The sequence below is a fragment of the Micromonospora sp. NPDC001898 genome, from assembly GCF_042891255.1.
Taxonomy (GTDB): Bacteria; Actinomycetota; Actinomycetes; order Mycobacteriales; family Micromonosporaceae; genus Micromonospora.
The window spans coordinates 649,761-662,850 of record NZ_JBIATC010000003.1 but is presented as its reverse complement, the minus strand read 5'-3'; the positions used below and the strand labels follow the sequence as shown (position 1 = coordinate 662,850).

15 protein-coding genes are annotated in these 13,090 nt (G+C 73.4%); 8 read left to right on the top strand and 7 right to left on the bottom strand.

Going from position 1 to position 13,090, the window contains the following annotated elements; translation table 11 throughout:
• Positions 1-6: 6 nt before the first annotated feature.
• Together ACFYZF_RS10860 and ACFYZF_RS10855 are read right to left on the bottom strand one after the other, a co-directional pair.
• Complete coding sequence (locus tag ACFYZF_RS10860) at positions 7-267, bottom strand: hypothetical protein (protein ID WP_074473389.1); 261 nt, start codon at positions 265-267, stop codon at positions 7-9.
• A 640-nt stretch (positions 268-907) separates the two neighbouring features.
• Positions 908-1,291: a hypothetical protein gene (locus tag ACFYZF_RS10855; RefSeq protein WP_387018201.1), complete on the bottom strand. Its 384-nt coding sequence runs from the start codon at positions 1,289-1,291 to the stop codon at positions 908-910.
• 113 nt (positions 1,292-1,404) lie between these two features.
• On the opposite strand from ACFYZF_RS10855, the gene ACFYZF_RS10850 reads away from it, so the two are divergent.
• The 3 genes from ACFYZF_RS10850 to ACFYZF_RS10840 are packed head-to-tail and all read left to right on the top strand — an operon-like array spanning position 1,405 to position 4,498.
• A complete protein-coding gene (locus ACFYZF_RS10850; RefSeq protein ID WP_387018199.1) occupies positions 1,405-3,960 on the top strand; it encodes an ATP-dependent Clp protease ATP-binding subunit in 2,556 nt (851 codons plus the stop codon).
• A gap of 17 nt (positions 3,961-3,977) precedes the next feature.
• Complete coding sequence (locus ACFYZF_RS10845; protein WP_387018196.1) at positions 3,978-4,148, top strand: hypothetical protein; 171 nt, start codon at positions 3,978-3,980, stop codon at positions 4,146-4,148.
• A complete protein-coding gene (locus tag ACFYZF_RS10840; RefSeq protein ID WP_387018193.1) occupies positions 4,148-4,498 on the top strand; it encodes a DUF3140 domain-containing protein in 351 nt (116 codons plus the stop codon). The genes ACFYZF_RS10845 and ACFYZF_RS10840 overlap by 1 nt, the downstream gene beginning before the upstream one ends.
• Before the next feature lie 126 nt (positions 4,499-4,624).
• On the opposite strand, the gene ACFYZF_RS10835 is transcribed toward ACFYZF_RS10840, so the two are convergent.
• The 3 genes from ACFYZF_RS10835 to ACFYZF_RS10825 form a co-directional block, all read right to left on the bottom strand.
• On the bottom strand, positions 4,625-4,861 hold the full coding sequence (locus tag ACFYZF_RS10835; protein WP_387018190.1) for a hypothetical protein: 237 nt from the start codon (positions 4,859-4,861) through the stop codon (positions 4,625-4,627).
• Between the two features lie 20 nt (positions 4,862-4,881).
• A complete protein-coding gene (locus ACFYZF_RS10830) occupies positions 4,882-5,895 on the bottom strand; it encodes a LysR family transcriptional regulator (RefSeq protein WP_387018187.1) in 1,014 nt (337 codons plus the stop codon).
• A 91-nt stretch (positions 5,896-5,986) separates the two neighbouring features.
• Positions 5,987-6,637: a hemerythrin domain-containing protein gene (locus ACFYZF_RS10825; RefSeq protein ID WP_387018184.1), complete on the bottom strand. Its 651-nt coding sequence runs from the start codon at positions 6,635-6,637 to the stop codon at positions 5,987-5,989.
• Between the two features lie 160 nt (positions 6,638-6,797).
• On the opposite strand from ACFYZF_RS10825, the gene ACFYZF_RS10820 reads away from it, so the two are divergent.
• Together ACFYZF_RS10820 and ACFYZF_RS10815 are read left to right on the top strand one after the other, a co-directional pair.
• Positions 6,798-8,126: a M20/M25/M40 family metallo-hydrolase gene (locus ACFYZF_RS10820; protein WP_387018180.1), complete on the top strand. Its 1,329-nt coding sequence runs from the start codon at positions 6,798-6,800 to the stop codon at positions 8,124-8,126.
• Positions 8,127-8,184: 58 nt separating this feature from the next.
• Positions 8,185-8,850 (top strand): hypothetical protein, encoded by a 666-nt coding sequence (locus ACFYZF_RS10815; protein ID WP_387018178.1) that lies wholly within the window; start codon positions 8,185-8,187, stop codon positions 8,848-8,850.
• A gap of 81 nt (positions 8,851-8,931) precedes the next feature.
• Here ACFYZF_RS10815 and ACFYZF_RS10810 read toward each other — a convergent pair whose 3' ends face one another.
• Positions 8,932-9,123, bottom strand: a complete 192-nt coding sequence (locus ACFYZF_RS10810; RefSeq protein WP_350883090.1) for a DUF5703 family protein — start codon at positions 9,121-9,123, stop codon at positions 8,932-8,934.
• Positions 9,124-9,209: 86 nt separating this feature from the next.
• On the bottom strand, positions 9,210-10,181 hold the full coding sequence (locus ACFYZF_RS10805; RefSeq protein WP_387018175.1) for an aldo/keto reductase: 972 nt from the start codon (positions 10,179-10,181) through the stop codon (positions 9,210-9,212).
• A gap of 198 nt (positions 10,182-10,379) precedes the next feature.
• Here ACFYZF_RS10805 and ACFYZF_RS10800 point away from each other — a divergent pair, with 198 nt between their 5' ends.
• The 3 genes from ACFYZF_RS10800 to ACFYZF_RS10790 all read left to right on the top strand — a co-directional run bounded on the left by ACFYZF_RS10800 (position 10,380) and on the right by ACFYZF_RS10790 (position 13,079).
• Positions 10,380-11,432 (top strand): LLM class F420-dependent oxidoreductase, encoded by a 1,053-nt coding sequence (locus ACFYZF_RS10800; RefSeq protein WP_387018172.1) that lies wholly within the window; start codon positions 10,380-10,382, stop codon positions 11,430-11,432.
• On the top strand, positions 11,429-12,265 hold the full coding sequence (locus tag ACFYZF_RS10795; protein WP_387018169.1) for an undecaprenyl-diphosphate phosphatase: 837 nt from the start codon (positions 11,429-11,431) through the stop codon (positions 12,263-12,265). Before ACFYZF_RS10800 ends, ACFYZF_RS10795 begins: the two co-directional genes overlap by 4 nt.
• A 100-nt stretch (positions 12,266-12,365) precedes the next feature.
• On the top strand, positions 12,366-13,079 hold the full coding sequence (locus ACFYZF_RS10790; RefSeq protein WP_387018166.1) for a histidine phosphatase family protein: 714 nt from the start codon (positions 12,366-12,368) through the stop codon (positions 13,077-13,079).
• Positions 13,080-13,090: the final 11 nt, after the last annotated feature.

Genomic DNA, 13,090 nt, shown 5'->3' with positions numbered 1-13,090 from the left:
CCGCCCCTACAGGGTCGAGACGTAGAGCTGTGCCTGCTCCACCGCGACGAGGGTCGCCGCGAGGCACTCCTCGAGCTCCTGGCTGGCCTGCGTCAGCGAGGCCTGCGCCGCCTCGACGGTCTCGTGCCCGCTGCCCTCCAGGGCCCCGGCCAGGGTCTGCTGCGCCTCGGCGAGCTTCTCGCCGGCGGCCTGCACGGCGCTCTGCCCGTCACCGATCTGTTGGAGGGCGACATCGATGGCTGCCTTCAGCTCGGCGACGCTCGCCACGTGGACCTCCTGGGGGCGGGGAGATCTCCATTACAACCCATCCCCGTCGGGGAGAGAACAACCGCCCTGTCAGTGTTGCTGCCCGTCCGCCCGCTTACCGCCCTGACGTGCGGGAAGTCCGCCCGGCGGCTCGGTGGTAGTCCCGTACGCGGGTCGTCCAGTCCCATCAAGCGGACCGGTGACGGCGTTTGGTCCCGCTGCGCGATAACCCCTCGGACCGTCGAAGCCGTGCCGCTACGTGCAGTCGTGACCGGCTCCGCGCAGCGTCCGTTGCTCTCACCGACCTGGCCCTCCGCGGTCCGACGGAAACTTCAAGATTATTTCGGTCTTCGCCGGGTCGGCCCCTGCCGGGTCGGTCCATCCTTCGTTGGCCCCTTTGGAGCTGCCCCGTTTGTGCTACCGATGGAGCGGGCGCGTAAACGGGGCAGCTCCAAAGGGGCCAACAGGCAGGTCCCCGACCGGATGCGGTAGGCAATCGTCCGGCCGCCACCCGACTGCCCGGCGCACGGGGCGGTATAGGGCGCCGACCGCTCGACCTCGTTGTGTCGGCGGTGAGTCCGGCGAGCGGCGAGTACCGCGCCTCGGGCCTGGGCGCCACCCCGGCCAGCGACACGGAGAAACCCGGCCCAACGCCGAGCCGTCAGGCCCCGCCGCGCAGCCAGCGTGGGCCCTGCACCTCCGCGCCGAGGGCGCCCACCCGGCCGCGCAGCTCCCGGTCGGCGGTGACCACCAGCCGGCGGCGGTCCGCGGCGGCGCCGACCAGCTCGACGATGGCGTCGTCGCCCGAACCCGGCGCGGCCACCACCCGCACGCCGGGCACCGTCGGCACCCCCCGCGCCGCGCCCTCCACCACCAGCACCACCTCCGCGGGCCCGGGCAACAGCGGCGGCAGGCCGACCTCGGCCACCGGGGTCAGGGCGTCGCGCAGCCGGGCGGCAGCCCCGGCCCGGTCCCGCCACCAGCCGTCGGGGCGGGACCCCACGACGTTGGCGGCGTCCACGATCAGCAGCGGCCTCGCATCCATGGGCCCAGCCTGCCACCCGGGGGCGTTTGTCGCGCCGGTCGCCGGGTAGCCACCGCCGTCCGTGCCGGCGGAGGACTGCACCGGCGAGCGCGTCCGATCGCGGGAGGAAAGACATGACGGGAACCGGCGACTTCGGCTCCGACCCGTGGGACGAGTTCCTGGCCCGGTACTTCGGACGGGGCGAGGCGGGACGCCGGCCGGCGCACCGGGTCGACATCACCCGGCTGATGACCGCCGACGCGCGGGAGATGCTCGCCGACGCGGCCCGCCGGGCCGCCCAGCGGCACAGCAACGACCTGGACACCGATCATCTGCTCTGGGCGGCGTTGCAGCGGGAGCCGCTGCGCGACCTGGTTCGACGGGCCGGCGCGGATCCCGACACCCTGGTCAACGCCCTGGGCGGGCGGGGCGACGGCGCGCCCCGGGGCGAGGTGCCGCCGAACCTGTCGCTCACCCCGGCCGCCAAGCGGGCACTGCTCGACGCCCACCAGCTCTCCCGCGCGATGGGTGCCAACTACATCGGCCCCGAGCACATCCTGATGGCCCTCCCGCTGAACCCGGAGTCCCCGGCCGGCCGGATGCTCGCCGCCGGCCGGATCCAGCCCGAGTCGCTCCAGGCGGCCAGCGCCGAGCGCGGCCCGATGGCGGGCCCGAAGCCCGACCGGGGCACGCCGACCCTCGACCAGTACGGCCAGGACCTCACCGAACTGGCCCGCAACGACCAGATCGACCCGGTGATCGGGCGGTCCGCCGAGATCGAGCAGGCCGTGGAGATCCTCTCCCGGCGTACCAAGAACAACCCGGTGCTGATCGGCGAGGCCGGCGTCGGCAAGACCGCGATCGTGGAGGGGCTGGCCGAGCGGATCTGCGACGGCGACGTGCCGCAGACCCTGCTCGGCAAGCGGGTGGTGCAGCTCGACCTCGCCGGCCTGGTCGCCGGAACCCGCTACCGGGGCGACTTCGAGGAGCGGCTGAAGAAGGTCATCGACGAGATCCGCGCCCACCGCGACGAGCTGATCATCTTCCTGGACGAGATCCACACCCTGGTCGGCGCCGGCGGGGCGGGCAGCGAGGGCGGCATGGACGCGTCCAACATGCTCAAGCCGGCGCTGGCCCGTGGCGAGCTGCGGGTGATCGGCGCGACCACCCTCGACGAGCACCGGCGCACCATCGAGAAGGACGCCGCGCTGGCCCGCCGGTTCCAGCCCGTGCTGGTGCCCGAGCCCACCGTGGACGACACCGTGGCCATCCTGCGCGGCCTGCGTGACCGCTACGAGGCCCACCACCAGGTTCGGTTCACCGACGAGGCGCTGGTCGCCGCCGCCGAGATGTCCGACCGGTACGTCACCGACCGGTACCTGCCGGACAAGGCCATCGACCTGATCGACCAGGCCGGCGCGCGGGTCCGGCTGCGCACCCGTACCCCGGCCTCCGACGTGCGGGAGCTGGAACAGCAGCTCGACGAGGTGCGCCGGGACAAGGAGCAGGCGGTCGCCGACGAGCAGTACGAGCGGGCCTCCGCCCTGCGCGACCAGATCGCCGAGATGGAGGCGCAGATCCGCCGGGCCAAGGGCGACGAGGGCGGCGGCTCCCAGGTGCCGGCCGTCGGTCCGGAGGAGATCGCCGAGGTGGTCTCCCGGGCCACCGGCATCCCCGTCGCCCAGCTCACCGAGGAGGAACGGGACCGGCTGCTGCGGCTGGAGGGACACCTGCACGAGAAGATCGTCGGCCAGGACGACGCGGTCGGCGCGGTCGCCGAGGCGGTGCGCCGGTCGCGGACCGGGTTGGCCGACCCGAACCGGCCGATGGGCAGCTTCCTGTTCCTCGGCCCCACCGGCGTCGGCAAGACCGAGCTGGCCCGGGCCCTGGCCGAGTCGCTGTTCGGTGAGGCCGACCGGATGGTCCGGCTGGACATGAGCGAGTTCCAGGAACGGCACACCGTCGCCCGGCTGGTCGGCGCGCCCCCCGGCTACGTCGGGTACGAGGAGGCTGGCCAGCTCACCGAGGCGGTGCGCCGCCGCCCGTACGCGGTGGTGCTGCTCGACGAGATCGAGAAGGCCCACCCCGACGTGTTCAACATCCTGCTCCAGGTGCTCGACGACGGCCGGCTCACCGACAGCCAGGGCCGGACGGTGAACTTCAAGAACACCGTTCTGATCATGACCAGCAACCTGGGCTCCGAGCTGATCACCGGCAGCCAGCGCGCGGTCGGCTTCGGCGCGGGCGCGGCCGGCGAGGCCGGGGAGAACGACGAGCTGCGCGAGCGGCTGATGCGCCGGCTCAAGGAGAACTTCCGCCCCGAGTTCCTCAACCGGATCGACGAGGTGATCATCTTCCAGCGGCTGGAGCAGCAGCAACTGCGCCAGATCACCGAGCTGATGCTGGAGGAGACCCGGCGCCGGCTGCACGCCCAGGACATCGGGGTGGACTTCACCGTCGCCGGGATCGACTGGATCGCCGAGCGCGGCTACCAGCCGGAGTTCGGCGCCCGCCCGTTGCGGCGGGTGATCCAGCGCGAGGTGGACAACCGGATGTCGCGGATGCTGCTGGAGAACGCGATCTCGCCGGGGCAGCGGGTGACCGTGGACGCCCGCGACGACGCGCTCGCCTTCGAGGTGGCCGCCGGCGACCGGGACTACTCCGCGGCCACCACGTCCCACCCGCGGTGAGCGGGCGGAGGAGGGAGATGCCCGAACCCGAGGAGAGCGGCGAGGAGAACCCACGCGACGAACCGGCCGAACCGATCCTGGCCCCGCCGACGGCCAACCCCACCCGGGTGCGGGTGCCGCCGGAGGGCCTGCAACCCCACACCGGCGAACCGGAACCGTCCGGGCCGCCGCCCGCAGAGGAGGCGTGATGGTACGCGAGGCGCGACTCGATCCCGAGGTCGAGGTGCTCTGGGAGGACTTCCACGCCGAGGTGAACGTCACCTCCGAGCAACTGCGCAGCTGGCTGCTGACCCGAGGCTCCGGCGAGGAGTCGTTCGGGCCGAACCCCTCCCTCGACCTGCCCGAGCCGGGCCGGCAGATCCTCGCGGTGCTGCGCAAGCGCAAGGTCGACCTGACCCCGGAGGACGTCGAGGTGATGCGGGACGCCATCGACCGGATCCGGGCGCTGACCGCGGCCCGCCCGAAGGGCGGCACCAGCGACGACGAGTGGCGGCACTCCCTGCTCGATCTCGGCCACGACATCCTCGTGGAACGCTGACGCCACCCGTCGTCGCGTCGGCTGCCCATCGGCTCCTGAGGCCCGCACGGGCCAGCCGACCTTTCGCCCGCGCCGTTGCGCGGTCCCCGCGTGCCGGCCGCACGCGGGGACCAGGGTGGGTGGCGGTCACTCCGACTCCATGCTGCCGATTTGCAGCCCGGCGGCGTCCGCGGCGGCCTGGCGGTCGCCGCGCGCCCGTTCCTCCCGACTGAGCAGGGCGGCGTACTCGGTGATGTCGGCGGGGTCGGGGACCGCGGGCAGGCGGCGCAGGAACGCCTCCACGTCCCGGGAGGCGGCGGTGTGCGAGGCGGCGGCCTCCCGCAGCGTCTCCCGGTCGTCGGCGGTGGGGTTGAGATCGGTCATGCCGCCCCAATTACCCACCATCAGGCGATTCGCACCCCGGAACCCGCCCCGCCGGGCGCCGGACCGGCCGGGGCGGGCCGGCGTACTCCGAACTCCGGGTGCCGCAGCAGCCAGGCCAGGTAGTCCGGGTGCGCGGCGAGCGAGTCGGTGTACGCCGACACCGCCGTGTCCAGCACCTCAGCGGCGAAGCCCGCTCCGGCCGAGTCCGGGTGCCAGCCCAGCATCAGCCGCCAGCGCAGCGGCGTCCCGACCAGCCGGCGGGTCACCAGCCCGGGCACGGGGCGGAAGGTGGCCTGGCACAGCGCCACCGCCGCGCCGGCCTCCACCAGGTCGACGCAGCCGCGCACGTCGGCCTCGTACATCTTGCTGGGGGTGAAGCCGTCGCGGGCGCAGGCGGCGGCGAAGCAGTCGCCGAAGCAGCCGTCGCCGGGTGCGGCGACCCACTGCTCGTCGCGCAGGTCCACCAGGCGCACCTCGTCCCGCTCGACCATCGGGTGTCCCTCGGGCAGCAGCACCTGCACCGGCTCCATCGCCACCTCCCGCCAGGTCAGCCCGTGTCCGGTCGGTGGCAGCGAGTCGCCGCAGACGCCGACCAAGGCGTAGTCCATCCGGCCACCGCCGACGAGCTGGGCCAGCTCGTCGGTGGACCAGGAGGCGTACGTGGTGATCTGGGCCTGGGGGTGCGCGGCGGCGAGCCGGTGCACCAGGCGGCCGAGGATGGGGCTGTTCACCCCGCCGAACCGGTACCGCGCGGGCGTCGGATCGGCGCCGGCCAGCCGGGCTGCCTCGTCCTGCAGGCCCTGCATGGCCGGCAGCAGGACCCGGGCCCGGGACAGCACCAGCTCGCCGAGGGCGGTGGGCCGGGCGCCCCGCCGGTCCCGTTCGAACAGGGGGCCGCCGAGGGTCCGCTCGATGCGTTGGAGCTGGGCGGTGAGCGCCGGCTGGGCCAGGCCGAGCGTGGACGCCGCCTTGGTCACGCTCCCCGTCTCCGCGATGGCGCAGACCACCCGCAGGTGTCGCAGCTCCAGATTCATAGGGTGACGGTATGGCCACTCGGGGGATCGACGGAAGGCCCTAGGGGCATCGGAGTTGACCGATGTATGGGCCGGCCCGTCCGATAATCGGTCAGCCCGGCGGTCGCCGCGCCTCCGACCCGGTCGCCGGCCCGCCCGCTTCCGGCCCCAGATCCGTCAGGTACGTCGGCCTGCCGGTCACCGCGTCGCGGACCTTGTCCACCACGCCCACCGCCGGCTCGACGATCCGGTTCCAGGGCGGCGTCGCCGGGGTGCCCGGGTGCGGCCGGGTCGGCGCGGCCTCCTCGGCGATCTCCCACCGGTTGCCCAGCCGGATCAGCTCCACGTCGGTGGCCACCTCGCCCAGCGGGCTGACCAGCGCGGCGACCCGGGCGGCGTGTCGGCGTACCCGCTCGACCACATCGGCCAGCGCGGGATCGGCCGGACCGGCCAGCCCCTTCAGGGCGGTCAGCAGCGCGCCGGCGGCCTCAAGTTCCCGGTCGACCAGCTCGCCGGCCTGCGGGAGGGCGGCCCGCACAGCGGGGAACAGGCACTGCTCCTCCGCCGACAGGTGCCGGGAGACCGTGGCGGTGAGCACCTGGACCAGGTCGCCGGGCTCCGGGTCCGGGTCGGGGCCGCCGATCCGGTCGGCCAGGGCCAGCATCTGCCGGTGCTCCTGGTCGACGATGTCGACCAGGCTGCGTCCGCCGGGCCGATAGCCCTCCTCGGGTACGGGCGGCAACGGGGGCAGGGGGACGGTCATGGTGCCCTCCTCGGTGGCGGGGTGCGGCGGCCGACGGGTGCGGCGGGGCGGCCCAATCGGGCGGTGCGGGACGGGACCGGCGGTACCCGGCGCGGGCCCGCGCGAAACGGAGGGCCGGCCGGGCGACCTGCCCGATGGCCGCTGCTGGTATGAAGAGCCGATGACGAGCGACGCCGCTTCCGCCCGACCCGAGCCCGCCGACGAGGTCGTCGACCTCTGCCGTGACCTGCTGCGCATCGACACCACGAACACCGGGGACAACGCCACCAGCGCCGGGGAACGCGCCGCGGCCGAGTACGTCGCGGAGAAGCTGGCCGAGGTCGGCGTCGACGCCGTGATCCACGAGTCCGCCCCGGGCCGGGCCAACCTCGTCGCCCGTATCCCCGGCACCGACCCCGGCCGGGACGCCCTGCTCGTCCACGGCCACCTCGACGTGGTGCCCGCCGACCCCGACGAGTGGTCGGTGCACCCTTTCTCCGGGGAGATCCGCGACGGGTACCTGTGGGGCCGTGGCGCGATCGACATGAAGGACTTCGACGCCATGGTGCTGACCGTGGTGCGGAACTGGCAGCGCACCGGCGTCCGGCCGGCCCGCGACATCGTGCTGGCGTTCACCGCGGACGAGGAGGCCGGCAGCGACTACGGCGCGCACTTCCTCACCGAGCACCACCGCGGCCTCTTCGACGGTTGCAGCGAGGCCATCGGCGAGGTCGGCGGCTTCTCGTACACGATCGACGAGTCCCAGCGGCTCTACCTGATCGAGACGGCCGAGAAGGGCATCGACTGGCTGCGACTGCACGCCAGGGGCCGACCCGGCCACGGTTCGATGGTGCACGACGACAACGCGGTCACCGTCCTCGCCGAGGCGGTGGCCCGCATCGGCCGGCACCGCTTCCCGGTGGTGGTCACCGACACCGTGCGGGCGTTCCTCGAGGAGGTCTCCGACCTGCTCGGCGTCGAGCTGGACCCGGCGGACCCGGAGACCGCCATCGCCAAGCTCGGCCCGATCGCCAACATCATCGGCGCGACGATCCGCAACACCGCCAACCCGACCCGGCTCGCCGCCGGCTACAAGGACAACGTCATCCCCGGCCGGGCCACCGCCACCATCGACTGCCGTAGCCTGCCGGGCCAGTCCGAGCTGCTGGAGCAGCAGCTGCGCGAGCTGGTCGGCCCGGACATCGTGATCGAGTACATCCAGCGCCAGCCCGCCCTGGAGACCACCTTCGACGGCGATCTGGTCGACGCCATGTCCGTGGCCCTGCGCGCGGAGGACCCGGGCGCCCGGCCGGTGCCCTACATGCTCTCCGGCGGCACCGACGCCAAGGCCTTCTCCCAGCTCGGCATCCGCTGCTTCGGCTTCGCGCCGCTGCGGCTGCCCGCCGACCTCAACTTCTCCGGGCTGTTCCACGGCATCGACGAGCGGGTTCCGGTGGACGGACTACAGTTCGGCGTGCGGGTTCTCGACCGGTTCCTCCGGAGTTGCTGACCGTGTCCGTCGCCCTACCGTTCGGCGCGGAACATCCCACATTGCGAAGGGAACGTACATGACCGACCAGCACGGTGAGCTGGATGCCGCCCTGGAGCGGGTGATCGACGCCGCCCGCGTGCACCTGGCCGCCGTCCGGACCGCCCAGGGCCGCGTCGACGACGACGACGTCTGGCAGGCGTACGTCGCGCTGAACAACGCGTCCTTCGCGTACGACGAGCAACTGCTCGACGCGTTCGGCGAGGTCACGCCCTGGGACGTGGAGTCCATCGACCCCGACGAGGCCGACGAGCGCTTCGGCGCCGCCGAGGGCGTCGAGGCCACCGACCCACACCCCCGGGTCATCTCGGTGCGCCAGCGCCGCGACTACCGGGTGCCCAGCGTCGCGGCGCTGATCCGGGCCGCCGAGGCGGCCCGCCGCGAGGGCACCCCCGAGGACGACGAGCCGGCACCCGTCGAGGGCGTCGGTGAGGCGGTGCTGGAGCTGCTACAGAGCGGCGACGGCTCACTCAGCGCGCTGGACGTCCCGGAGCTGGAACCGCTCGACGGCGTGGTCATGGTCAGCGAGGTCGACGCCTCGATCGACCTGGAGTCGTTCGACGACGAGGACGCGGTTGGCCCGTTCCAGCCCGCCGCCGACGACCGCCTCGTGGGCCGCCTCGACGAGCACCCGTTCCTCGACCAAGACGACGAGGATCACGACCACGCGGGGCACCGCCACTAGGCCGTGGCCGCCCCGGGCCCGAGCGGATGCTCGGGCCCGGGGCGGCGTCGCACCGAGGTCGCCCCGGAGGCGACCCGGCACTCAGTACGACAGGCCCGGCTGGAGTTGGTCGACCCGGCGGCGGCGCAGCACGACCTGCCGCGTGCCGTCCCGGTACAGCCGCACCCGGGCCAGCTCCCAGCCCGAGAACTCCGCCTGGATCGCCAGCTGCGCCGCGGCGGTCAACCGGTCGACGTTCGAGGGCAACCGCAGCGGCGCGTATTCGTAGTCCATGGCTTCCATGCTGCCCAGCCCGCCGGTCGTCCGCCACCCCTCCCGAGGTGACCGCCGCCTCCGCCCTACCTGCGCGACGGGCCCCGTCAGCCGTCCCGCTCGGGATAGCCCATCGGCACCGCCGACACGTCGTCGAGCGCGACGACGATCTCGTCGGGCAGGGTCACCCGCTCCACCTGGAGCGCCCCGAGGAGCTGCCCTACCGTCCGGGCGCCGAGGATCGGGGCCGTCACCCCGGGCCGGTCCCGGATCCAGGCCAGCGCCACCTCCAGCGGCGACACCCCCAGCCCCCCGGCCGCCGTGGCCACCGCCTCCACGATGCTGGAGCAGCGCGGCTCCAGGTACGTCGCCACGAACGGCTCGAAGTGCGCCGACGCGGCCCGCGAGTCCGCCGGCCGGCCGTGCCGGTACTTGCCGGTGAGCACCCCCCTGCCCAGCGGCGACCAGGGCAGCATCCCCAGGCCCAGCGCCGCGCAGGCCGGCAGCACCTCCCGCTCCACCCCCCGTTCCAGGAGCGAGTACTCCACCTGGGCGGCCACCACCGGGGCCCGCCCCGGCCACGCCGCCTGCCACGCCGCCGCCCGCGCGGTCTGCCAGCCGGAGAAGTTCGACACCCCGACGTAGCGGACCCGGCCGCTGGTCACCGCGTGATCCAGGGCGGCCAGGGTCTCCTCCAACGGCGTGTCCGGGTCGTACCCGTGCACCTGCCACAGGTCCACGTGGTCCGTGCCGAGCCGGCGCAGCGAGGCGTCCAGCGTGCGCAGCAGGTGGCCCCGGGAGGTGTCCCGGCGCCGACCGTTGCCCGGCCGCAGCCCCGCCTTCGTCGCGATCAGCAGATCGTCGCGGGGGACCAGGCTGCCCAGCAGGGACCCGATCACCGCCTCCGCGTCCCCGTCGCCGTACACGTCGGCGGTGTCCACCAGGTTGCCGCCCGCATCGAGGAAGCTCTTCAGCTGGGCGGCCCCGTCGTCGGCGTCGGTGTCCCGGCCCCAGGTCATGGTGCCGAGCGCGAGCCGGGAAACCGCCAGCCCGCTTCGGCCGAGCGGTCGCTGTTGCATGGGTGAACCTTATTTCCAACCTGCCGTCACCGACATCCTCGCTCCCGTCAAGTTCCTGCTCGCCCCTCCGGTCGGCGGGATTCCCATCCGTCCGGCCGGTCCGCCCCGACGTGACGCGTTCGGGGTGAGCCGGTGATCGGCTCCGCCGCCGGTGTTGCGTAACCTGATGCGACCTGTGCTGCGGATGGGGGAGGACCAGTGCGACTCGGGCTCAGCCTCGGATACCAGACGGCGTGGAGCACACCCGCCGACCACCTGGCGCTCGCCCAGGAGGCGGACCGGCTCGGCTACTCGGTGGTGTGGGCCGCGGAGGCATACGGCTCCGACTCGCCGAGCATGCTGGCCTGGATCGCCGGGCAGACCGAACGGATCGACGTGGGCAGCGCGGTGATGCAGATCCCCGCCCGCACCCCGGCGATGACCGCCATGACGGCGGCGACCATCGACGCGCTCTCCGGCGGCCGGTTCCGGCTCGGTCTGGGCGTCTCCGGGCCGCAGGTCTCCGAGGGCTGGCACGGGGTGCGCTTCGCCAAGCCGCTCGCCCGCACCCGGGAGTACGTCGACATCGTCAAGCTCGCCATCGCCCGCAAGCCGGTCGAGTACGACGGCGAGTTCTACACGCTGCCGCTGCCCGACGGCCCGGGCAAGGCGCTGCGGCTCGGCTTCCACCCACCCCGGGAGCAGGTCCCGATCTACCTCGCCGCCGTCGGCCCGAAGAACCTGGAGCTGGCCGGCGAGATCGCCGACGGCTGGCTGGCCGTCTTCTACTCCCCGGAGTTCGCCGAGGAGCAGCTCGCCGCCGTGCGGGCCGGCCGGGCGAAGGCCGGCAAGGAGCTGGCCGGCTTCGACGTCGTGCCGTCGGTACCGGTGGTCATCGGCGACGACGTGGCCTCCTGCGCCGAGCTGGTCCGCTTCTACGCCGCCCTCTACGTCGGCGGCATGGGCAGCCGGCAGCAGAACTTCTACAACCAGCTCGCCACCCGGATGGGCTACGGCGACGCTGCCCGCGAGGTGCAGGACCTCTACCTGGCCAAGCGGCAGCGCGACGCCGCCGCGGCGGTGCCGATGGAGTTCATCGACCGCACCTCGCTGCTCGGGCCGAAGGAGCGCATCGCCGAGCGGCTGGGCGAGTACGCGGCCGCCGGCGTCACCACCCTGTCGGTGACCCTCTTCGTGGCCGACCGGGACAGCGGCGTGCAGACCCTGCGCACCGTCGCCGAGGCGCTGGACCTGGCCGGAGTCGGCGAGTGACCTGGATCGAGGCCATCGTCCTGGGCGTCGTCCAGGGCCTTACCGAGTTCCTGCCGGTCAGCTCGTCGGGGCACCTGCGGATCACCTCGGCGATCTTCTTCGACCGCGACGCCGGAGCCTCGTTCACCGCCGTCACCCAGCTCGGCACCGAGGCGGCCGTGCTGATCTACTTCGCCAAGGACATCTGGCGGATCACCCGGACCTGGCTGGTCGGCCTGTTCGACCGCTCGGTGCGCAGCAGCCTCGACTACCGGATGGGCTGGTACGTGATCGTCGGCTCCATCCCGATCGGTTTGTTCGGGTTCCTCTTCAAGGACCAGATCAAGACCGCCGGCCGGAACCTCTGGCTGGTCGCCACCACCCTGATCGTCTTCGCCTTCGTGCTCGCCTTCGCCGAGTACTGGGGCCGGCAGACCCGCACCCTGGCGAACTTCCGGATGCGCGACGGCATCGTGATGGGCTTCGCCCAGGCCATGGCGCTGATTCCCGGGGTGTCCCGCTCGGGCGGCACGCTCACCGCCGGCCTGCTGCTCAACCTCACCCGGGAGACGGCGGCGCGATACTCGTTCCTGCTGGCCATCCCCGCCGTGGTGATGTCCGGGGTGTTCAGCCTCGGCGACGTGTTCGAACCGTCCGCGCCCGGCACCGCCGCGCCGAGCGGGGCGCAGTTGGTGGTCGCCACGCTCATCGCCTTCGTCATCGGCTACGCCGCCATCGCCTGGCTGCTGCGCTACGTCGCCCACCACACCCTGTACGTCTTCGTGCTGTACCGGGTGGCCCTGGGCACCCTGGTTCTCGCCCTGCTCATGACCGGCACCATCTCCGCCACCTGACGAAAACCCACCCCACCCACCCCCACTCCTGCTCACCGCACAGGTGGGGGTGGGGTTGGGCAGCGCCGTGGGCGGTCGCCGTCCTGCGGTACCCCATAGGGTGGGTGGCGTGGCGACTCTTCTCCTTCTGCGGCACGGCCGCACCACCGCCAACGCCGACGGCGGCCTCGCCGGCCGGCAGCCCGTCGAGCTGGACGACACCGGGCGGGCCCAGGCCACGGCGGTGGGCGAGCGGCTGCGCGGGTTGCCCCTCGCCGCGGTGGTGACCAGTCCGTTGATCCGCTGCCGGCAGACCCTGGAACTCGCCCTCCCGCAGGCCGGCCCGACCGTGGACGAGGGGCTGATCGAGTGCGGGTACGGCAGCTGGGAAGGGCAGCCGTTGAAGAAGCTGGCCAAGGAGCCGCTCTGGCCGGTGGTCCAGCAGCACCCGAGCGCCGCGGTCTTCCCCGAAGGGGAGCCGATGGCCGCGATGGCGGCGCGGGCGGTCGCGGCGGTGCGTACCTGGGACGCGCGGATCACCGCCGAACACGGCCCCGAGGCGGTCTGGCTGGCCTGTAGCCACGGAGATGTGATCAAGGCCATCGTGGCGGACGCGTTGGGCGTACACCTGGATCTCTTCCAGCGCATCGTCGCCGACCCGGCGTCGGTGACGGCGATCCGCTACACGCCGCTGCGGCCGTTCGTGGTGCGGCTCAACGACACCGGCGGTGACCTGGCCGCGCTGGTGCCGCCGCCGCGCAAGCGGCGGCGGCGGGCGACGAGGCCGACGGACTCCGACGCCGCCGTGGGCGGAGGCGCCGGGGCCGTGCGGTGAGGCGCTCGCCG